Origin of the sequence: Methanoculleus sp. (assembly GCF_036677455.1) — an archaeon.
GTDB lineage: Archaea > Halobacteriota > Methanomicrobia > Methanomicrobiales > Methanoculleaceae > Methanoculleus.
The window spans coordinates 32,117-50,837 of the sequence record NZ_JAVBWL010000011.1 but is presented as its reverse complement, the minus strand read 5'-3'; the positions used below and the strand labels follow the sequence as shown (position 1 = coordinate 50,837).

General features: G+C 63.4%; 19 protein-coding genes and 3 tRNA genes. 16 read left to right on the top strand and 6 right to left on the bottom strand.

The window, feature by feature from the left end; all coding sequences use genetic code 11:
• Positions 1-22 precede the first annotated feature (22 nt).
• The 9 genes from V6K60_RS03665 to V6K60_RS03625 all read left to right on the top strand — a co-directional run bounded on the left by V6K60_RS03665 (position 23) and on the right by V6K60_RS03625 (position 6,870).
• The gene (locus V6K60_RS03665) at positions 23-523 is read left to right on the top strand and encodes a biotin transporter BioY (RefSeq protein ID WP_332449160.1); all 501 of its coding nucleotides are present in this window, start codon (positions 23-25) and stop codon (positions 521-523) included.
• Entirely contained in the window at positions 520-1,191 is a 672-nt protein-coding gene (locus V6K60_RS03660; RefSeq protein ID WP_332449159.1) for an energy-coupling factor ABC transporter ATP-binding protein, read from the top strand. The genes V6K60_RS03665 and V6K60_RS03660 overlap by 4 nt, the downstream gene beginning before the upstream one ends.
• Entirely contained in the window at positions 1,188-1,886 is a 699-nt protein-coding gene (locus V6K60_RS03655; protein WP_332449158.1) for an ATP-binding cassette domain-containing protein, read from the top strand. Before V6K60_RS03660 ends, V6K60_RS03655 begins: the two co-directional genes overlap by 4 nt.
• The gene (locus V6K60_RS03650; protein WP_332449157.1) at positions 1,868-2,530 is read left to right on the top strand and encodes an energy-coupling factor transporter transmembrane component T; all 663 of its coding nucleotides are present in this window, start codon (positions 1,868-1,870) and stop codon (positions 2,528-2,530) included. Before V6K60_RS03655 ends, V6K60_RS03650 begins: the two co-directional genes overlap by 19 nt.
• Before the next feature lie 44 nt (positions 2,531-2,574).
• A complete protein-coding gene (gene oadA, locus V6K60_RS03645; protein WP_332449156.1) occupies positions 2,575-4,326 on the top strand; it encodes a sodium-extruding oxaloacetate decarboxylase subunit alpha in 1,752 nt (583 codons plus the stop codon).
• A gap of 26 nt (positions 4,327-4,352) precedes the next feature.
• Positions 4,353-5,828 (top strand): acetyl-CoA carboxylase biotin carboxylase subunit, encoded by a 1,476-nt coding sequence (locus V6K60_RS03640; RefSeq protein ID WP_332449154.1) that lies wholly within the window; start codon positions 4,353-4,355, stop codon positions 5,826-5,828.
• A 74-nt stretch (positions 5,829-5,902) separates the two neighbouring features.
• Positions 5,903-6,012 (top strand) — tRNA-Met (locus V6K60_RS03635).
• A gap of 256 nt (positions 6,013-6,268) precedes the next feature.
• The gene (locus V6K60_RS03630; protein ID WP_332449153.1) at positions 6,269-6,541 is read left to right on the top strand and encodes a hypothetical protein; all 273 of its coding nucleotides are present in this window, start codon (positions 6,269-6,271) and stop codon (positions 6,539-6,541) included.
• Positions 6,538-6,870, top strand: a complete 333-nt coding sequence (locus V6K60_RS03625; RefSeq protein WP_332449152.1) for a hypothetical protein — start codon at positions 6,538-6,540, stop codon at positions 6,868-6,870. The genes V6K60_RS03630 and V6K60_RS03625 overlap by 4 nt, the downstream gene beginning before the upstream one ends.
• Before the next feature lie 289 nt (positions 6,871-7,159).
• On the opposite strand, the gene V6K60_RS03620 is transcribed toward V6K60_RS03625, so the two are convergent.
• Both V6K60_RS03620 and V6K60_RS03615 read right to left on the bottom strand, forming a co-directional pair.
• Positions 7,160-7,531 (bottom strand): tetratricopeptide repeat protein, encoded by a 372-nt coding sequence (locus tag V6K60_RS03620; RefSeq protein WP_332449151.1) that lies wholly within the window; start codon positions 7,529-7,531, stop codon positions 7,160-7,162.
• Between the two features lie 246 nt (positions 7,532-7,777).
• Entirely contained in the window at positions 7,778-8,041 is a 264-nt protein-coding gene (locus V6K60_RS03615; RefSeq protein ID WP_332449210.1) for a nucleotidyltransferase domain-containing protein, read from the bottom strand.
• 349 nt (positions 8,042-8,390) lie between these two features.
• Here V6K60_RS03615 and kdpA point away from each other — a divergent pair, with 349 nt between their 5' ends.
• Genes kdpA through V6K60_RS03595 form a run of 4 tightly spaced genes read left to right on the top strand, consistent with a single transcriptional unit; the run spans position 8,391 to position 14,629 of the window.
• Complete coding sequence (gene kdpA / locus V6K60_RS03610) at positions 8,391-10,070, top strand: potassium-transporting ATPase subunit KdpA (protein WP_332449150.1); 1,680 nt, start codon at positions 8,391-8,393, stop codon at positions 10,068-10,070.
• Between the two features lie 4 nt (positions 10,071-10,074).
• Entirely contained in the window at positions 10,075-12,123 is a 2,049-nt protein-coding gene (kdpB, locus tag V6K60_RS03605; protein ID WP_332449149.1) for a potassium-transporting ATPase subunit KdpB, read from the top strand.
• Positions 12,124-12,132: 9 nt separating this feature from the next.
• Positions 12,133-12,714, top strand: coding sequence for a potassium-transporting ATPase subunit KdpC (gene kdpC / locus V6K60_RS03600; RefSeq protein ID WP_332449148.1), 582 nt, complete (start codon positions 12,133-12,135; stop codon positions 12,712-12,714).
• Positions 12,701-14,629 (top strand): DUF4118 domain-containing protein, encoded by a 1,929-nt coding sequence (locus V6K60_RS03595; RefSeq protein WP_332449147.1) that lies wholly within the window; start codon positions 12,701-12,703, stop codon positions 14,627-14,629. Before kdpC ends, V6K60_RS03595 begins: the two co-directional genes overlap by 14 nt.
• A gap of 27 nt (positions 14,630-14,656) precedes the next feature.
• Here V6K60_RS03595 and V6K60_RS03590 read toward each other — a convergent pair whose 3' ends face one another.
• A complete protein-coding gene (locus tag V6K60_RS03590; protein ID WP_332449146.1) occupies positions 14,657-14,797 on the bottom strand; it encodes a hypothetical protein in 141 nt (46 codons plus the stop codon).
• A gap of 126 nt (positions 14,798-14,923) precedes the next feature.
• On the opposite strand from V6K60_RS03590, the gene V6K60_RS03585 reads away from it, so the two are divergent.
• Positions 14,924-15,008, top strand: a tRNA-Leu gene (locus V6K60_RS03585).
• A gap of 42 nt (positions 15,009-15,050) precedes the next feature.
• Here the strand turns inward: V6K60_RS03585 and V6K60_RS03580 are convergent.
• The 3 genes from V6K60_RS03580 to V6K60_RS03570 form a co-directional block, all read right to left on the bottom strand.
• Positions 15,051-15,569, bottom strand: coding sequence for a flavodoxin domain-containing protein (locus V6K60_RS03580; RefSeq protein ID WP_332449145.1), 519 nt, complete (start codon positions 15,567-15,569; stop codon positions 15,051-15,053).
• A gap of 205 nt (positions 15,570-15,774) precedes the next feature.
• Complete coding sequence (mmp10, locus tag V6K60_RS03575) at positions 15,775-17,001, bottom strand: methyl coenzyme M reductase-arginine methyltransferase Mmp10 (protein ID WP_332449144.1); 1,227 nt, start codon at positions 16,999-17,001, stop codon at positions 15,775-15,777.
• Between the two features lie 94 nt (positions 17,002-17,095).
• On the bottom strand, positions 17,096-17,917 hold the full coding sequence (locus tag V6K60_RS03570) for a DUF6544 family protein (protein ID WP_332449143.1): 822 nt from the start codon (positions 17,915-17,917) through the stop codon (positions 17,096-17,098).
• A 145-nt stretch (positions 17,918-18,062) separates the two neighbouring features.
• On the opposite strand from V6K60_RS03570, the gene V6K60_RS03565 reads away from it, so the two are divergent.
• Together V6K60_RS03565 and V6K60_RS03560 are read left to right on the top strand one after the other, a co-directional pair.
• Positions 18,063-18,311 (top strand): DUF504 domain-containing protein, encoded by a 249-nt coding sequence (locus V6K60_RS03565; RefSeq protein WP_332449142.1) that lies wholly within the window; start codon positions 18,063-18,065, stop codon positions 18,309-18,311.
• A 79-nt stretch (positions 18,312-18,390) separates the two neighbouring features.
• Positions 18,391-18,463: transfer RNA gene (locus V6K60_RS03560), tRNA-Thr, on the top strand.
• The last annotated feature ends 258 nt before the right edge of the window (positions 18,464-18,721 follow it).

The window sequence follows — 18,721 nt, the reverse complement described above, 5'->3', positions numbered from 1 at the left end:
AGCCTGCGAACCTATAGTCGACATGATGCACCGCGCCCGGATTCTTGCCAGCAGCGGCACGTTCATCGCGTTGATCGCCGCCGGGAGCTGGATATCCATCCCGCTGCCCCCGGTCCCGCTCACGCTCCAGACCCTCTTTGTCCTCCTCGCCGGGATCGTCATGAAGCGCTACGCGGTGATCCCCGTCGCTCTTTACGTCCTCCTCGGGGCGGCGGGCCTCCCGATCTACCACAACGGCACGGCGGGCCTCGGGGTGCTTCTCGGGCCCACGGGCGGGTTCCTGGTCGGCTTCATCCCCGCCGCCCTCGTCGCCGGGCTCGCCTATGAGCAGGAATCACCGGAATGGCGTATAGGAGGCCTGATCACGGCCTGTGCAATCTACCTCTCGGCCGGCGCCGTATGGCTCTCATACTCGGCCTCGCTCTCGCTTCTTCAGGCGGCCCTGCTTGGGGTCGCCCCGTTCATCGTCGGCGACGTCGTGAAGGTCGTAGCGGCATACACCATCGGGAAGCGGGTGACGTGATCCAGATCACCGGTCTTTCGCACCGGGTCCTCGAGATCCCCGATCTTGCGCTGGACGCCCGGCACATCGCCGTGATCGGAGAAAACGGGAGCGGCAAGACGACTCTTCTCTGGGTCTGCTCCGGGATCGAGGAGCCCGAAGCGGGAACGGTCCGGCTCCTCGGGAGGCCGCCGTCGGCCGTGAAGGTCGGGTGGGTGGGGGAGTTCCCCGACCGGACGCTCCTCTTCTCCCGGGTCTACGACGAGATCGCATCGACCCCCCGGTTCCACCACCGTCCCTGCCGTGAGACCGACGAGCGGGTTCGGGCGGCCGCTGAACGGGTCGGGATCCCGCACCTCGTCGGGAGGACGGTCACGGAGCTCTCCGGGGGCGAGAAGGCCCTGGTCGCGCTTGCCGCCGCCTCTGCCGACGATCCCGAGGTCTTCGTCCTGGACGAGGCCGACTCGCACCTGGACGCCGGGACGGCAGAGCGTCTCCGCGCGGTCGTGGAGGCGAGCACGGCGGCTCACGTGCTCTGGTGCACGCAGTCGATGGACACCGCGGCCGGGGCGGACTACCTTCTCTTCATGGAAAATGGCGTGGTCCGATACCATGGCACACCCGAGGAGGTCTTTGCCCGCCTCGAGGAGACGTGCTTTTACCCGACGCTCTGGAGGGTTCGCCGGTGAAGGTGGCTCTCGAGGACGTCTCCTTCTCCCGGGGTCCGTTCGCCCTCCGGGGCAGCGGCACCTTCGATCCGGGGGTGCACCTGGTCAGCGGACCGGTGGGGAGCGGGAAATCGACGCTCGCTCTCCTGCTCGCCGGGCTCCTCCGTCCCGGGGGCGGCGCCATCCGGCGGGACGGCGTCTCCTCGGCCCTGCTCCTGTTGCAGTTCCCTGAGCACCACGTCACCAGCCCGACTGTTGCCGAAGAGGTCCGGTCGTGGGGGCTTGCCCCGGACGACGTCCTTGCCCGGGCGAACCTCTCGGCGCGTGCAAACGACGATCCGTTCCACCTCTCCCGCGGCGAACTCAAACGGTTGACCCTGACCTGCACGTTCATGCGGAATCCCGACCTGTTGATGCTTGATGAACCGTTCAGTTCCCTGGACTGCACCGCAAAATGGAAGACCTGCCGGATGATCGAGGAACGCGATGCGGGTATCACCATCCTCTTCTCGCATGAGCGCGCGGTCCTCCCCCGGGTGGATGCCCTCTGGGAGATCGAGGCCGGGACCCTGACTGCCCTCGGTCGCGTCCCGGACGCAATCCCCCTCTGGCGGCACGCCCCGCCCTACCTGCGCTACGCCCTGGACCGGGGCGCCCGCCCGGAGAATATACGGCTGACCGATGCCCAGGAGGCGTTATGCAGGATCCGCGGCTGAGGCTGCTCTCCGTTGTGGTTCTCTCGCTCGCTGCATTCTCGAGCATGGCAGGCGCCGTTGTCGCCCTCGCCTGGTGGCTGATCTTCACCCCGCGTACGAAGGCCCTCCCGCGGCCGGGGGTGTTCCTCTCCTTCATCGCGATGATTGCCCTAACTGCCCTCCTCTCTGCATGGAACGGCGGGCCGGGGCTCTCCTATTTCATCAGGATGACAGTGGTCCTCCTCCTCGCCGCCTGGGCATATAGCGAGACGAAAGAAGGAGAGGCCCTTGCCGTGGCGGCCTGGGCACTCGGGGACCGGGTGGGGTTCGAGATCGGGCTCATCGCCGAGATGGGGCTCTCGGGCCTCGCGGTGATCGGGGAGGAGATCAGCCAGATGCGGGTTGCGATGGCGTTGAAGGGGATCCGGCCCGGCATCCGCTCGGTCGTGCCGCTCGCCGTCACCCTCATCGTCACCCAGATCCGGAGGTCCGAGGATATCGCCAGACTGCTGGTGATACGGGGCTACACGCTCGGCGGGCGGGTATGCCCCCGGTTTAGAACGGACTGGAAAGACGTTTTTGCATCCTTTTTGGCGGTTTCATTCGGTATTTTATCGATTTTGCCCCTACGCGACGTTTTTATATTATTAGGACGAATTTTGTAGAGGCTTTATTGATATTCTTTCAGCCCTTCGAGGTGCAAAATTCGATGTGTGCTGCCAAATTTGATACACTCAATATCACCGATACCACGCTTAGGGACGCGCATCAGTCGCTCATCGCCACGCGGCTCAGGACTGAAGACATGCTCCCTCTTGCCCGTGCCATCGACGAAGTGGGATTCTTCTCCGTCGAAGCCTGGGGCGGGGCGACCTTTGACAGCTGCATCCGGTTTCTCAACGACGATCCCTGGGATCGTCTCCGGGAACTGAAGGCTGAGCTCAAGCGCACCCCCATCCAGATGCTTCTCCGGGGTCAGAACCTCGTCGGTTACCGGCACTATCCCGATGACGTGGTGGAGAAGTTCGTCGAGGCGTCCGCACGGAACGGTGTCGATATCTTCCGGGTCTTTGACGCCTTGAACGACATCCGGAACATGAAGAAGGCGATGACCGAGGTCAAGAACGTCGGGGCGCACCTGCAGGGCGCGATCTCCTACACGACGAGCCCGGTCCACTCCGTCGCGACCTTCATCGATATGGCAGAGGAGCTCTACTCGCTCGGCTGCGACTCGATCTGCATCAAGGACATGGCCGGCCTGATCATGCCCCACGATGCTCGCGACCTGATCACCGGGATTAAGAAGGCGGCGGACGTCAAGGTCTGCCTCCACTCCCACTGTACGAGCGGTGTCGCGCCCCTGAGTTACCAGGCGGCGATCGATGCGGGCGTGGACATACTGGACACGGCGATGTCGCCGTTCGCCCTCGGGACCTCCCAGCCCCCGACGGAGAGCGTTGTCGCAAGCGTCGCCGGGACACCGCGCGACACCGGCATCGACCTGCTCCCGCTCCGGAACGTCAGGAACATCTGCCGGGAGCTGCGGGAGAAGTACGGGCCGCTCTTCTCCGAGATCGCGGACCGGGTCGACTCGGACGTGCTGATCTACCAGCTCCCGGGCGGCATGATCTCAAACCTCGTCTCCCAGTTGAAGGAGCAGGACGCGCTCGACCGCATGGACGAGGTGCTCCGCGAGATCCCGCGGGTGAGGAAGGACCTCGGCTACCCGCCGCTCGTGACCCCGACGAGCCAGATCGTCGGCACCCAGGCGGTCTTCAACGTCCTGATGGACGAGGACCGCTACCGGAACGTGACGACGGAGGTAAAAGACTACGTCCGCGGCCTCTACGGCCGCCCTCCGGCCCCGATCAGCCCAGAGGTGCAGAAATTGATCATCGGCGACGAGGAGCCAGTGACGGGCCGCCCTGCGGACCTGCTCGAGCCCATCTACGACCAGATGCGCAAGCATGCGGAGGATCAGGGGCTCGTCACCCGCGAGGAGGACGTTCTCACCTACATCCTCTACCCGAACATCGCGCCGACGTTCCTCCGGGGCGAGTGCAAGGCCGAGGTGATCCCCGAGAAGGCGGCACCCGCGCCCGCCGCGGTTGCGGAGATCCCCCGCTCCATGGAGGTGGAGGTGGACGGCGAGATCTTCTCGGTCCGGATCGTCACCGTGGACGGTGGTGCGGTCTCGGGCCCGGCGCCTGCTCCGTCGGCAAAAGAGAGGATTCCCCGCGGGGAGGTTGCCGGCGGCGTCAAGAGCAACATGCAGGGCATGGTCCTGAAGGTGATGACCGAGCGCGGGAGCACCGTCAGGAAGGGAGATACACTGATCGTCCTTGAGGCGATGAAGATGGAGAACCCCATCCGCAGCCCGCGTGACGGCACCGTAGAAGAGATCTTCGTCGCCGCCGGCGATGTCGTCCAGAACGGCGATGTGCTGATGGTCGTCAGTTGAGGCCGGCAGATGGGAAGTTTTGCGCGATGAAGTACTTTGACAAGATCCTGATCGCCAACCGCGGCGAGATCGCCATCCGGATTATGCGGGCCTGCCGGGAACTCGGCATCGATACGGTCGCAATCTACTCCGATCCCGACAAGAATGCGCTCCACGTCAAGTACGCCGACGAGGCGTTCAACGTGGGCGAGGCGCACCCCTCCAGGAGTTACCTCAACAAGGAGCGGATCTGCGATGTGGCAAAGAAGACCGGGGCCGAGGCGATCCACCCCGGTTACGGGTTCCTCGCCGAGAATGCTTCATTTTCAAAACTGGTCGAGGACGAGGGGCTGACGTTCATCGGGCCGTCATGGAAGACGATCGAGATGTTGGGCTCGAAGATCGGGGCGAAGAAGATGATGCGCGAGGCCGGCGTCCCGGTCCTCCCCGGTACGCCGGAAGGCGTCACGAGCGTTGATGCGGCAAAGGAGGTCGCCGCCGATATCGGCTACCCGGTGATCGTGAAGGCGAGCGCAGGCGGCGGCGGTATTGGCATGCACATCGCCCAGAACGAGGCGGAACTCGAGGAGGCGCTCGAGAAGGGAAGCCGGATCGCGGGGTCTGCGTTCGGGGACCCGACGATCTTCGTCGAGAAGTACCTCACGAAACCGCGCCATATCGAGATCCAGGTTCTCGCCGACGCGAAAGGGCACACCCTTCACCTCTACGACCGGGAGTGCTCCATCCAGCGCCGGCACCAGAAGTTGCTCGAGGAGGCGCCCTGCCCGATCATGACGCCCGATCTCCGGGAGCGGATGACGGCGTCGGCCATCACCGCCGCGAAGACGGCGAACTACAAGAACGCCGGCACGGTGGAGTTCCTCTACGCGAACGGCAACTACTACTTCATGGAGGTGAACACCCGGCTGCAGGTGGAGCACACGGTCACGGAGTGTATCACGGGCCTCGACATGGTGAAGCAGCAGATCGCCGTCGCCGCCGGCGAGGACCTCGCGATGGACCAGGAGGATGTCAGCATCCGGGGGCATGCGATCGAGTGCCGTATCAACGCGGAGGACCCCCTGAACGACTTCGCTGCCGATCCCGGCAAGATCGTCCGGTACCGGTCCCCGGGAGGACCGGGGATACGGGTCGACTCCGGCATCCACATGGGCTACACGATCCCCCCGCACTACGACTCGATGATCGCCAAACTCTGTGCCCTGGGCTCCAGCCGCGAGGAGGCGATCCAGCGGATGCGCCGGGCCATCTCCGAGTACGTCGTCCTGGGCGTGAAGACGACGCTCCCGCTCCACTACGCGATCATGCACGACGCCCACTTCATCGCCGGCGACACGCATACGCACTTCCTGCAGGAGGAGCATGTCGTGAAGGACCTGCGCCGCTACCTTCGCGAGGAGGAGGCACGTATGCAGACGCTGGCCGCCTCGCTCCGACAGGGAAAGGAAGTGGCGGCGATTGCCGCGGCGCTCAACGTGTATCTCCGGAAAAACACGGAATAACCCCCCTGTCTATTTTTTGGGGTGAGTCATAAGGTTTATTTGGCAATACGTCATTGTTATACTGCACTTTGTGCGCTGCGGTGGCCTAGTCGGTTAGGGCGCCAGACTCATAGGGTTTACGAGTGAACGGTGCGTCCAAGCCTGGGACATCTGGAAATCGTGGGTTCGGATCCCACCCGCAGCACTTTAACGGGATGTTTGGAATCCAATTTTAAAAAGAAGTCTTTTCCTTCGAGATTATATTCTCACGGTCCTGCTCAACTTCTAAGCATAAAGGGGTTATTCTGCAGGCTCCATGTGCCTGACCGATCACATCTAGGTGGTAGCCTCTGCCATCGTACCTGAGGATCCCGGATCCCTTCCGTCGCGGCGCCGTGTAACCTCCAAGCAGAATTGCCAGATGATATGATTATATTAACTTATACAACTAAAAGTCACTCATGCCAGGGTGTAACCAGGGATCACACAGTCCCCAGCTCAACACGATCCAGATGGTTGAAGAGTTCATCCAGGAGCACAGCGGCGAATACAAACGGCGGGCCTTGTGGGAGAACCTGCCGAAGAAAATGATGTACCAGACATTCAAGACAATCATCGAGTACCTCGAGGAGTCAGGGAAGATAGCAAGCGATTCGCGGGGGACAATCTGCTGGATTCACGACCCAGACATGGTCCGGAAGTATGCAATGCGCGAAGACTTGCGGTTCCGATGAAATGCCGAATCTATTTTGCAGACGAGCAGGTGCGGGAGGCCTTCCTGGCTCTTCAGGCCTCCCAGGATCCCGGGGACCGTCGGCTAGCTGAACTGCTGGTCCGGGCTCTCGGCAGAATCGCGGCAGATGCCTTCTGTGGGCTCCAGGTGCCAAAGAAGTTGATCCCGAAAGACTACCACAAGAAATACGGGCCACTGAAGAATCTCTGGAAGTATAATCTCACCCGTTCGTGGCGGCTCATGTATACCGTAGCCCGTGATGACGGTGTGAACGCGGTCATCATCGAGTGGCTGGACCACACCGACTACGATCGCCGGTTTGGATACTGAGTGCAACATACCGGAGGATATGTATCCTCTCCTCGGTTTCGAAGAGTTCTGTCAGTACCGATTTCCCCATATCGTTTCCGCCCTGTGAACAGATAGTTTCCACTTCGGAAACATCTGCGGGAGAGAGATTCACCGGGATAACTATTCTAATGGGTCAGTAATATATTCGGCGCACCGCTCCCGGGCGGATCTCTCCTCCGGTACTGCAACGCCGCCTTTCGTGAGAAGGGGCAGGGAGGTAGCAACTTTCGTTGGCCGGGGCAGATCGAATGCATTGTAACCCTACACCTCACGTATTTTCAGCAACAAACGACAGATCTTGTGCCAGCCCGGGATCGTACCTCGTTGCATTCTCAAAACACGCCCCCGCCTCGTCGGTCATATTCATGTTCGTCAGAATGACTCCCTTCAGGTACCAGGCCAGCCCGTACTCCGGGTCCAACTCAAGCGCCTTATTGCAACTCTCCATTGCCTCGGCGTACTGGTTGTGGTGATTGTTGTAGTACATCCCCCGGATGCACCACGCCTCAGCATTGTTCGGCTCCGCTACAACCCGGTTGTCGTAGTCTTCCTGGCTTCCGGTATAGGTTATGCAGCCGCTAGAAAAGAGCATGATTGTCAACACACAGCAGAGGCACGCGGTCGGCGACGGAGCCTTCATAGGGCCGTATTGAACCCGGCGGTTAATCAAAGCTATGCTGTTGTTGGAAGGTGAGGGCGACTGTCACCGAGATGCACCGCGCCTTCGAGGAGACCATATACGCCCCGGTCAGGCTTATTCTTCTTGCACCGAGCCTGAGCTGCCTGCCGTGCCTCATCAAGATAGGATTGGGCGAGGATCAACGATTCGTTCGCTTTCTCCTCGGAAGGTGCGACCCTGCGGAGCATCTTCTCCCTGAAACAACCCTCAATCGTTGTCAATTGACGAACCTCCCGGGGTAACGCTTGACCGGATGAGGCCGGTGTAGAACGGCTGATCGGTCTCTCTCAGGTCCGACAGCCCCTCCGGGGTGAGGGTGAGCAGTTTTGTCTCCATCCCTGCTGCCGCACTCGCGCCTTTCTCGACTCTCGCCGCAAGTATATCGAGATCCGGTGTATACTCATCGACAAGCACCCAGAGGTCGAGGTCGCTATCGGCCGTGTTCGCCCCTTCTGCATAACTCCCGTAGATCCCTATCCCACGGGCCCATTCGGGAAGCGGAACCGCTGCCGCAGGGAGATCGATGTTGAGCAGACGTTTGACTGCCAGACTTCGGACGTTCTCCTTCCAGGAGTATGTCCGGCCATTTTGTGTGCAGAAATCGCTCCCAGTCTTATGTTCCCCGGTACCGCCCCGGCCCCCCTCATCGCGGTCGGTCTCACCTGGAAAAAGGCTTTTTATAGGTAGGTCATGTTATCCGCCATACCAGCACCGGATGAGATTCAATGCCCTGCAGCCCCCTCCCTATGGGCGGGCACCCCGCGGCCCCCCCGGACCTGCCCGGACTCCAGAAGAGCCCTGCCCCAGGCGGTGACCGGCCGTGACGCCCCCCGACCCCCTCCTGGATGCCGCAGCCGCCGCCCTTTTTCTCCTCCTCGTCACCGGAGCGGCGCTGCTCTTGAGCGGCTACATCCACCGGGTCTTCTCCGGGGGCGTATCCGCGGGCCTTCCCGGCGCGATCGAGCAGGCGATCTACCGGTTCATCGGGACCAGCCCCGGCGAGGAGGAGGGATGGCGGGGCTACACCCGGGACCTGCTCGTCTTTAACGGCATCGGATTTGTCGTCCTCTTCGCTCTCCTCCTCCTGCAGGGCATCCTCCCGCTCAACCCGGAGGGTGTCGGCGCATTCGATCCCCTGACCGCACTGAACGCCGCCGTCAGTTTCGTCACCAACACGAACTGGCAGGTCTACAGTGGAGAGGTCTCGGCGAGTTACCTCTCCCAGATGGCGGGGTTCACCGTCCAGAACTTCCTCTCGGCCGCCACCGGGATCTGCATTGCGATCGCGGTTATGCGGGGGCTCACCCGCCGGTCGACCGACCGTATAGGAAACTTCTGGGTGGATATGACCCGCTCTGTCCTCTACATACTGCTCCCAATCGCCCTCGCCGCCGCCCTCCTGCTCGCCTCGCAGGGGGTCATCCAGAACCTGGACGCTCACGTCACGGCCGGGCCGCAGACGATCGCCATGGGCCCGGTCGCCTCTCAGGAGGCGATAAAACTCCTCGGCACAAACGGCGGCGGGTTCTTCGCCGCCAACTCCGCGCACCCCTACGAGAACCCGACCGCCATCAGCAATCTCATCGAGGCCTTCCTGATCCTGCTCGTTCCCGCCGCCCTCCCCTTCGTCTTCGGCCGGATGACCGGGGCCATGCGGCAGGGATGGGCCATCTATGCCGTTATGCTCACGATCTACGTCGCAGCCTTCGGCGGCCTCTACGCCGCGGAACTCGCCGGAAACCCTCTGGTGGGCGAACTCGGTGTTTCGGGGATCTCCATGGAGGGCAAAGAGGTCAGGTTTGGCCTTCTGGGCACGGCGCTCTTTGCCACATCGACGACCGCGACGTCCTGCGGCGCAGTCGATGCCATGCACGACTCGCTCACCCCGCTTGGAGGTATGGTCCCTATGCTCCTGATCCTCCTCGGTGAGGTCGTCTTCGGCGGGGTGGGTTCGGGGTTCTACACCATCACCGGTTTCGTGGTGGTCGCCGTCTTCATCGCCGGGCTGATGATCGGGCGGACCCCTGAGTTCCTCGGCAAGAAGATCGAGGCTGCGGAGATGCAGATGGCGGTTGTCACCGTCCTCGTCCCGGGTGTGCTCGTGCTCCTCCTCTCCGGCATCACGCTTGCTCTCCCCTGGGCGATGGGAAACCCCGGCCCGCACGGGCTCTCGGAGGTGGTCTACGCCTTCGCGTCCATGTCCAACAACAACGGGAGCGCTTTTGCCGGGCTTGACGCCACCGGTCCCTTCTACGTGATCGCCGGCGCGCTCGCGATGGCCGTCGGGAGGTTCGCCCCGGCCATCGCCATGCTGGCCCTCGCGGGATCGATGGCAGAGAAGAAGGCCATTCCTCCCGGGCCCGGGACGCTCTCCACCGCCTCCCCGGCGTTTGTGGCCTGGACGACCCTTATCATCCTGCTCGTCGGCGGGCTCACGTTCTTTCCGCTCCTGGCGATGGGCCCGGTTGCAGAATACCTGCTGATGGCGGGCGGAGTGTGAGCCGGTGGCCCGAAAACGATACCCCGGCGTCGCCGCGTTTGACCCTGAACTGATCCGCGGCGCCCTCGCCGGCGCTGTGCAGAGGCTGGACCCCCGCATGCTGGCTGGAAACCCGGTGATGCTCCTCGTTGAGATCGGCGGCATCATCACGACCCTGATCGCTCTCGCGGGCGGGGGCTTCTTCCCCGGCATGGTCTCGCTCTGGCTCTGGCTGACTGTGCTCTTCGCGAACTTCGCCGGGGCGCTCTCAGAAGGCCGGGGGAAGGCAAGGGCCGCGTCGCTCCGGGAGTCGAGGGGCGGTGTGCCCGCCCACAAACTCCGGGAAGAGGCATTCGGCACCCCGGTCGACGAGGTGCCGTCCTCTGACCTCAGACCCGGCGACCTCGTCCTGGTGCGGACAGGCGAGGTCGTCCCGGGCGACGGCGAGGTGGTGAAGGGCGCCGCCCTGGTCAACGAAGCGGCCATAACCGGGGAGTCCGCCCCGGTGGTGCGTGAATCAGGCGGCGACCGGAGCGCCGTGACCGGGGGGACCACCGTGATCGCAAACGAGATCATCGTCAGGATCACCGCCGAGCCCGGGCAGACGTTCCTCGATCGCATGATCGCCATGGTCGAGGGGGCAGAGCGGCGCAAGACCCCGAACGAGGTCGCGCTCGACATCCTGCTCCTCTCCCTGACCGCCGTCTTTCTTCTGGCCGTCGCGAACATCTATCCGGCCTCCGCCTACAGCGCGGCCGCAAGCGGCACGGGCGCCCCGGCCAGCCTCGTGGTGCTCGTCGCACTCTTCGTCTGCCTCGCCCCCACGACCATCGCGGCACTGTTGCCGGCGATCGGTATCGCGGGGATGGACCGGCTCTTCCAGCACAACGTCGTCGCCCTCTCAGGAAGGGCAATCGAGGCCGCAGGCGACGTGAATGTTCTGCTCCTCGACAAGACCGGGACGATCACCCTCGGCAACCGGCAGGCGACCGAATTCGTTCCGGTGGAGGGGCAGGCCCGGACCGACCTGGTGGAAGCCGCTCTCCTCTCCTCTGCCGCCGACGAGACGCCGGAGGGGAGGAGTATCGTCGCCCTCGTCCGGGAGAAGACCGGGACTACCATCACCTGTCCTCCCGGGGCGAAGTTCATCCCCTTCTCGGCTGCAACCCGGGTGAGCGGCGCGGAGTGCCACGGAACGACCTACCTGAAGGGCGCTACCGACGCGATAGTGAAGGCGGTCCGGGAACACGGCGGGACCCCTCCCCCGGATCTCGCGGCGAAGGTGACCGGGATCGCATCGGCGGGCGGCACGCCGCTGGTTGTAGCCCGGGGCCCGACGATCCTCGGCGTCATATTCCTCAAGGATATACTGAAGACCGGGATCCGGGAACGGTTCTCCGACCTGCGCCGGATCGGCATCCGGACGGTGATGATCACCGGCGACAATCCGCTCACCGCTGCTGCTATCGCGGCAGAAGCAGGCGTGGACGACTACCTGGCCGAGGCGAAGCCGGACGACAAACTCCGGCTGATCCGCGGCTACCAGGACGAAGGTTACATGGTCGCCATGACCGGCGACGGGACCAACGACGCGCCCGCCCTGGCCCAGGCGGACGTGGCGGTTGCGATGAACAGCGGCACCCAGCCGGCCCGGGAAGCGGCCAACATCATCGACCTGGACAGCGACCCGACGAAGCTCCTGGATATCGTCGAGGTCGGCAAGGAGATCCTGATGACCCGGGGCGCCCTGACCACCTTCTCGATAGCAAACGATATCGCCAAGTACTTTGCCATCATCCCGGCCGCCCTGAGCGGGGTCTACCCGCGGCTTGCGGTCCTGAACATCATGGGCCTGGCAACGCCCGGGTCGGCCATCCTCTCGGCAGTCATCTTCAACGCGCTGATTATACCGCTCCTGATCCCGCTCGCACTCGCCGGGGTCCGGTTCAGGCCGATGCCGGCATCGCAACTCTTCGCCTACAACCTGACCATCTTCGGCCTCGGGGGCGTCGTCGCGCCGTTCATCGGCATCAAGGTGATCGACCTCGTAATCTCCGGCATCCTGCCGATATAGGAGATAACGATGAAGGAACCTCTCAGGCGCGCCATACTCCTCTTTGCCCTGCTTGCGACCGTCACGGGGGTCGCCTACCCCCTGACGGTGACGCTCATCGCCGGGGCCGCTTTCCCCTTCCAGGCACACGGGAGCCTTGTTGCCGGCGACGACGGCCGGATTATCGGATCGGTGCTCATCGGCCAGAACTTCACCGCACCGCTCTACTTCCAGGGCCGCCCGTCGGCGACGCCGCTGACCGCATACAACGCCTCGCACTCAGGCGGGTCAAACCTGGGACCGACGAACCCCGTCCTCCTCGAGCAGGTTGCAGGAAGAGTGCAGGCGCTCAGGGAGGCCGGCGTGGCCGGCCCGATCCCTGCCGACCTGGTCATGACGTCAGGGAGCGGGCTTGACCCGCATATCAGCCTTGACGCGGCGCTGGTGCAGGTCCCGGCGGTTGCAAAGGCGCGCGGTCTCCCGCAAGATGAGGTCCGGGCGCTCGTCATGGCTGAGGCCGTCGATTCGCCGTATGCAGGGACGTATGTCAATGTCCTCTCGCTTAACCGGGCGCTGGACCGCATGGAAGGGGGGATGCATGAAGGCCGGTGAAGATGAAGGACGGCCCCTGCCCGAGGACCTGCTCGGCATCGCCCGCCGTTCGGAGGAGGGGAGAGGGCGACTGACGATCTACCTCGGCTACGCAGCTGGTGTGGGGAAGACCTATACGATGCTCCAGGACGCCCTCCAGCGTCGGGGAGAGGGGGTCGATATCGTCATCGGCTACGTGGAGACGCACGGCCGGCCGGAGACCGAGGCCCTCGCCGCGCGACTTGAGGTTGTTCCTCCAGCAATCATCGGCTACCAGGGTCTCGACCTCCGGGAGATGGACCTTGATGCCATCATCAGGCGGCACCCGGAGGTCGCCCTCGTCGACGAACTCGCCCACACCAACGCGCCGGGGAGCCGCCATGTCAAGCGCTACGAAGATATCGAGGAACTCCTCCGTGCCGGTATATCAGTCTATACGACCGTCAACATCCAGCATATCGAGAGCCAGAACGATGCCGTCGCCCAGATCACCGGCATCCGTGTTTTAGAGACCGTGCCGGATACGTTTCCCTCCGGCGCCGATGAGATCCGGCTCGTCGACGTCACCCCGGAGGAACTACGGCTCCGCCTCAGGGCAGGGAAGGTCTACGTCAGGAATATGGCCGAAGCGGCCATACACCGGTTCTTCAGCACCGGGAACCTTCTCGCTCTCCGGCAACTTACCCTGCGCTATGTGGCGACCGCCACCGACCAGCAGATGATCGGCCATATGCGGGCCCGCGCTATCCCGGGCCCCTGGCCGGCAGCAGAACGACTCCTGGTCGGGATCCGGCCGGGCCCGGCGGCCGGGCAGCTGGTGCGGGCGGGATACCGGCTTGCCGTCCGGCTCGATGCCGACTGGGTAGTGCTCACGGTGGACCTGGAGAGCGATCGCCCGCTCACGCTCAAGGAGCGCGTCTGGCTTACGGAGGCCCTGGAGGCCGGACGGAGGCTCGAGGGCCGGATCGTCCGCCTCCGCGGCGAGGATGTCGCCGACGAGATCCTCCGCTATGCCCGGCGGAACAATGTCACCATGATCATGCTCGGAAAGCCCCGGGGGGTCGATATCCTCTTCTCTCCGGTCTACAGGATCCTGCGGCGGTCCCGGGGCATCGATATCTTCCTCTATGAGCCCAAAGGTGACCTCGTGCGTATCCCCATCCGCCGGCAGGTCCCGCACTTCCTCTCCTGGGACTACGCCGCAAGCCTCGTCCTGATAGCCGCCGCCTGGTCTGCGAGCGTCCTCCTCCGGGGGGTTATCCAGCCGGAGTTCCTCCTGGTCTTCCAGCTCCTGCCCGTCGTGGTGACCGCGCTCTTCTTCCGGCGGGGGGCCGTCCTGTTTGCAGCCGTCGCAAGCATCCTTGCATTCGACCTCATCTTCGTCAAGCCTTACTACTCCCTGACAATAGACGACTGGAGCTACTTTACCGCGTTTGCCGGTTATGTCGTCATTGCCCTCGTGGTCAGCAGGCTTGCTTACCGGCTCCGTCGCACCCTCCCCCGGATCAGGGAGAGCGAGGCTGAGGTTGAGGCGGTCGCCGGGCTCTCTCGTGACCTTGCCCGGGCCGGCACACGACAGGATGTCTTTGATACCCTTGCCCGCCACATGCAGGGGTTTGAACCCGGTTCGTTTGCGGTGCTCGTGCCCGGCCCCGCCGGGCCGCATGTCCAGGCAGGCGATGCTGCCTACCCTCTCCCTGCAAAGGAGCGGTCGATCGCCCAGTGGGCCTACGACAACGGCGAGGCTGCTGGCCGGGGAACCGATAACCTCCCCTCCGGGACGGGACACTACGTCCCCGTCAGGGCCCACAGGCTCATCTTCGGCGTCATGGCGTTCGCCTTCGACGACCCTGAGGGGGTGCTCACCCCGGAGAATAAAGAAGTCTTCCAGACGATGGCGCTCCTTGCGGCGCTGGCCCTGGAGCGGATGGGCTGACCGTGTACAGAAAAATGGGATGGTAAGTTAATCGATGGCGATGAAGGCCCGTTTCCTCACCCGGGTATGTGAGGAGTGCGCAAGCTGGCCCTGCAGGTCCTGGGGTTCCAGGGAACGTGGAAGGACCGAAGAGAGTCTCTCGCGACCGGAGCCCACGACCTCTCTCATTGCAGCACCGCACAAAGGTATTTCATGTAGGACGACAGATTAAATGAGGTAAACGGGGCGCGAAAGCGCAACCGGTGCACCTTCCATCTCTGTTCATGGACAGAGTGCATTCTTCCTCATATCCGGGCGAGGGTTGCCAAGCCAGGTCAAAGGCGCCAGGTTGAGGGCCTGGTCTCGTAGGAGTTCGAGCGTTCGAATCGCTCCCCTCGCATCCGTTTTTCCAGAATTTATCTCTTTATGCCCCCTTTAACCATTAAGGTGTTTTTAGTGCCCGGACAATGTCGCCGGACCAGGCCTCGATATAGTCCCAGTTGCGGAAGTCCCCCTCGGGAAGGAGCGCACGGCCGGCCGGCAGCTTCCGGAGCGCCCGGTGCGCAAAACCGAGTCTGCGCGGGTCCAGCGCACCGAAGAAGACGCGGTGGTCCCGGGGGTGGATGACCTCCCGGAACTCGCCGATCTCCCTGGGCTCCAGTCCCGGATCGCCCGGGCTCGTTCCCGGTTCGAGTTTAAGCGGGCCGCTGCTGAACAGCCACACCGGCCGACCGGCAAGGACCGCCCGGTTCTGCCGCACAAACTCCACCGCCCCCTTCATCCAGTGCTCCATATACACGGCACTCCCGATCACGACGGCGTCATACTCCCCGGGGTTCGGGCCCGCTTCAACGCTCCGGGCTTCCGCCTGCACGCCGTGCGCCCGCAGTTTTTCAGCGATGAACTCCGCAATGCCTTTTGTAGACCCGTATCTGCTTGCGTAGACAACGATAACGTTCATGTGCGCCCGCTCTAGAAGAGACCTGATCCTAGCACCTCATAAGTATAACTGCTCGATCGGGCCCGGGATGCCGCGGGGGTTCGCTCCACGATCACCGGTGTGTCCAGGCGACCCGGCACCTCCCTCCCTCCCTCTACGGCCTCCTCTTCCACCCGGAGGTCAGGGACGGGCGGATCGTCGAACGGTTCCTCGGGCTGACCGCCCGTCACCGACCGTAGCGGTTGATGGTGTTGATCAGGGCCGAGAACCCTTCCATCTCCTGCTGGAGGACCTCATTCCGGGTCATGCCCATGCTCGTCTCCGCATCGGCCGTCAGCATCTCGGGGCCGCGCACCACCTCGCGGTCGACACCGTCGGCGGAGAGGATCGTCCGGGCCTCGGCATCGTGGACGAACGCCCGGCCGGGGATGATCACGACGTCCTCGAGCCTCCGGAGGTTCACCTCGGCGAGGTCGTCGGCGGTGATGAGGTCCGCGATCTCCTTCCTGACCCTGACGACCCGGGAGGTCGAGCCGCGGATCGAGAGGACCCGCTGGATGAAGGGGGCCGCGATGCTCCCGGTGATCACGGTCGCACGCTTCTGGACCCGGGGGAGTTTCTTCAGGAGATCGGGCTCGTGGAGGATTGCAAACGGCGACCCGATCGAGGGGTCCCCGAGCGGGGTCCCGCTGATCTTCATCGAGAACCGCTCGTTTAAGTCGGTGACGAGGTCGTGGAACTCATCGACGGTATGGACCTGCTGCCCCTCGACGAGCGGCGCGTTCTCCAGGATGAGCCCCTGGTCGGTCCGGTTTGCAAACCGCATCAGGATCAGCCCTTTTGCGCCCCGCTCCTCCAGCCACGCGCAGGTCTCTTCGAGGGCCTCGCCGTCGTTGACGCCGGGAATGACAACTGCTGCCGCGTAGACGTCGATCGCGCCGCAGAGCCGGTCGAGGATCGCAAGGGAGGCCTCCGGCGTCGGGTCGTGCATCCACTGCCGCCGGAGGTCCGGGTCGGCGGCGAAGACAGTGTAGGAGACCTCAGAGAGACCGTTATCGATGAGGAACCCGGCTATATCCGGGTCGTCGAACCCTTTCCCGCTGGTGTAGCCGATATGGAGCGGCGCCTCCATGCTGCCGAGCAGTTCGATGAGGTCGCGGAACTCCGGGTAGCAGCTCGGGTCCCCGCCGCCGCTGATGGTGATCCGGTCGATATCGTCGCTCATCACCTGGAGGTTTGCCAGCGTCTCGTCGGCGACGGTCCGGAGGCTCTTGAACCCCGCGTACTCCTCCCGCACGCCCCGGGTGCAGTAGTCGCAGCCCTTCTGGAAGGGGAGGCAATATTTGCAGCCGAACGCCGTCGTCCCCTTGACGTGTTTGAAGTAGCAGTACGAACAGAATCCCCGGCAGTCGAGGCCGGGCCGGCCCCCAAGATCGACGGTGAGATGCGACATCCTGATGATACTTCTGTGCTCCTCGGTTATGAACGTTGCAGGCCCGCCTTCCGGCGGCATCCTGCACCGTTATGCTCAACCATTTGCCTTGCGGTTACCTCTCACCGGTTCGGAGGGGCTCCTGCACGTTATAAGCGACCTCTTCGGTCGTGAGCACCGCCCAGGGGGAGGCCTCGTCCCCCCAGGCAATCGCGACGGTCCCGGGGAGCAGCCGCCCGTCTATCCTGCTCCATTCCCTGACTTCGTTCAGCCACAGGATCTTCTTCTCGCTCTCCTCGCCCTTGTAGCGCATCGACTGCATCTCCTGCATCTCCTGCAGCAGGGCGGTCTTCGGGTCGAAGCGCAGGATGATCCGCTCCTCTGTATTGCCGAACGGGACCACCAGCTCTGCCGTATGCTCGTTCACGGGCTCGAAGTGCACTCGCGGATCGGTGATCCACACAGCCGGCATCCAGACGGCCTCGGCCCACAGGGCAAGATTGGCGCCCTGGTCGATCTTCGGCCCCCGGGCGACGCCGAACGGCAGTTCCAGGCGGGCGGTGCCGTTGGTGTAGTACTCGTTGACCTTCATCACCGGCAGCCCGAAGAGCGTGTTCTCGATGTAGTGGTGGTAGTTCCGCCCGATCTCGTGGGTAAACCGGAACCGCACCGGGAAGGTGATCCCGCCGATGCGCATAGTGCCGCGCCCGCTGATCACTGCCGACTCGATCAGCGGCAGATCGTTGCCGTAGAGGGTGCGGTAGAAACGCTCCACGGGTGAAGGCAGGCCTTCCGGCAACGGGACCGTCTCCGGTGCGGCCACCGGCCCCGCCGGTGGTGGAAGGGGAGCGGGTTCTACCTGCAGTCCCACCCAGCCCACGAGGAGGAGGGCGAGAAGAACGGCCACAATGGCGATTATCGTAGTTACGAGGTTCATCTTCTCACACCTGCAATGCTCATCCTGTCCTTTCGGCCCCTGTTCGGACCGGCGCAGCGTGCTCCTCCCATGGTCAAGGAGTACCTGCAGAACTGCCGTTTGTCTGCGGAGGGTTTTATACCATATGAACTCGCTCTAACCAGAGATGAGAACGAGCCACCGGCTGCTGCTCCGGCTCTATCACGATCCAGGCTACGACTTCTCCCGGGTCGAGGTCGAGTACGCCGACCGCGGGGCGCCCGGCGACCGCTCGAGGGTTCAGGGCGAGCGGGTCCTCGCGCTCGATGCGCAGTATCTGGAGGTGGACGCCGGGACGCATGTGGCCTGTATTCCGTATCACCGGATCCGGCGGGTGCTGTATGATGGGGAGACGGTATGGGCTGGTGGGACCTGAGATACACAGGGGATTCTGGAGGGGCATGAGAATTTGGGCGCCACCTTTTTTAGCGCAGACGACCCACATCATAGGGTATGCCCCAGTGGCTTAGCTGGCAGAGCGGCTGACTTGTAATCAGCAGGTCCCGAGTTCAAATCTCGGCTGGGGCTTTTCTCCTTTTAGTTCATAAGCCCTTACGAGGAGATTGATCAATACTCTGAATAGATAGGGTTTGAGTTTCAGTCGCTTATCTGCTTGGGTAATGTGTATCCATCTCCAAGGAGGACCACTATGGAGGTGTAATATCCCGAAAAGGTGACTTATTATGTCTGGCAATGTCTTTTGATTAACATCACCTAAGTTGTCGCGCTCGCCGATGCCTAGGGGGATATGTGATGATCTCCTTCCTGACTGGCTGTGCCAAGGTT

Excerpts from the sequence above, each read along its gene's own strand:
- V6K60_RS03665 (WP_332449160.1), top strand. The coding sequence starts at position 23 with ATGATGCACCGCGCCCGGATTCTTGCCAGCAGCGGCACGTTCATCGCG.
- V6K60_RS03650 (WP_332449157.1), top strand. The coding sequence starts at position 1,868 with ATGCAGGATCCGCGGCTGAGGCTGCTCTCCGTTGTGGTTCTCTCGCTC.
- oadA (WP_332449156.1), top strand. The coding sequence starts at position 2,575 with ATGTGTGCTGCCAAATTTGATACACTCAATATCACCGATACCACGCTT.
- V6K60_RS03640 (WP_332449154.1), top strand. The coding sequence starts at position 4,353 with ATGAAGTACTTTGACAAGATCCTGATCGCCAACCGCGGCGAGATCGCC.
- V6K60_RS03630 (WP_332449153.1), top strand. The coding sequence starts at position 6,269 with ATGCCAGGGTGTAACCAGGGATCACACAGTCCCCAGCTCAACACGATC.
- V6K60_RS03625 (WP_332449152.1), top strand. The coding sequence starts at position 6,538 with ATGAAATGCCGAATCTATTTTGCAGACGAGCAGGTGCGGGAGGCCTTC.
- V6K60_RS03620 (WP_332449151.1), bottom strand. The coding sequence starts at position 7,531 with ATGAAGGCTCCGTCGCCGACCGCGTGCCTCTGCTGTGTGTTGACAATC.
- kdpC (WP_332449148.1), top strand. The coding sequence starts at position 12,133 with ATGAAGGAACCTCTCAGGCGCGCCATACTCCTCTTTGCCCTGCTTGCG.
- V6K60_RS03595 (WP_332449147.1), top strand. The coding sequence starts at position 12,701 with ATGAAGGCCGGTGAAGATGAAGGACGGCCCCTGCCCGAGGACCTGCTC.
- V6K60_RS03590 (WP_332449146.1), bottom strand. The coding sequence starts at position 14,797 with ATGAGAGAGGTCGTGGGCTCCGGTCGCGAGAGACTCTCTTCGGTCCTT.
- V6K60_RS03580 (WP_332449145.1), bottom strand. The coding sequence starts at position 15,569 with ATGAACGTTATCGTTGTCTACGCAAGCAGATACGGGTCTACAAAAGGC.
- mmp10 (WP_332449144.1), bottom strand. The coding sequence starts at position 17,001 with ATGTCGCATCTCACCGTCGATCTTGGGGGCCGGCCCGGCCTCGACTGC.
- V6K60_RS03570 (WP_332449143.1), bottom strand. The coding sequence starts at position 17,917 with ATGAACCTCGTAACTACGATAATCGCCATTGTGGCCGTTCTTCTCGCC.
- V6K60_RS03565 (WP_332449142.1), top strand. The coding sequence starts at position 18,063 with ATGAGAACGAGCCACCGGCTGCTGCTCCGGCTCTATCACGATCCAGGC.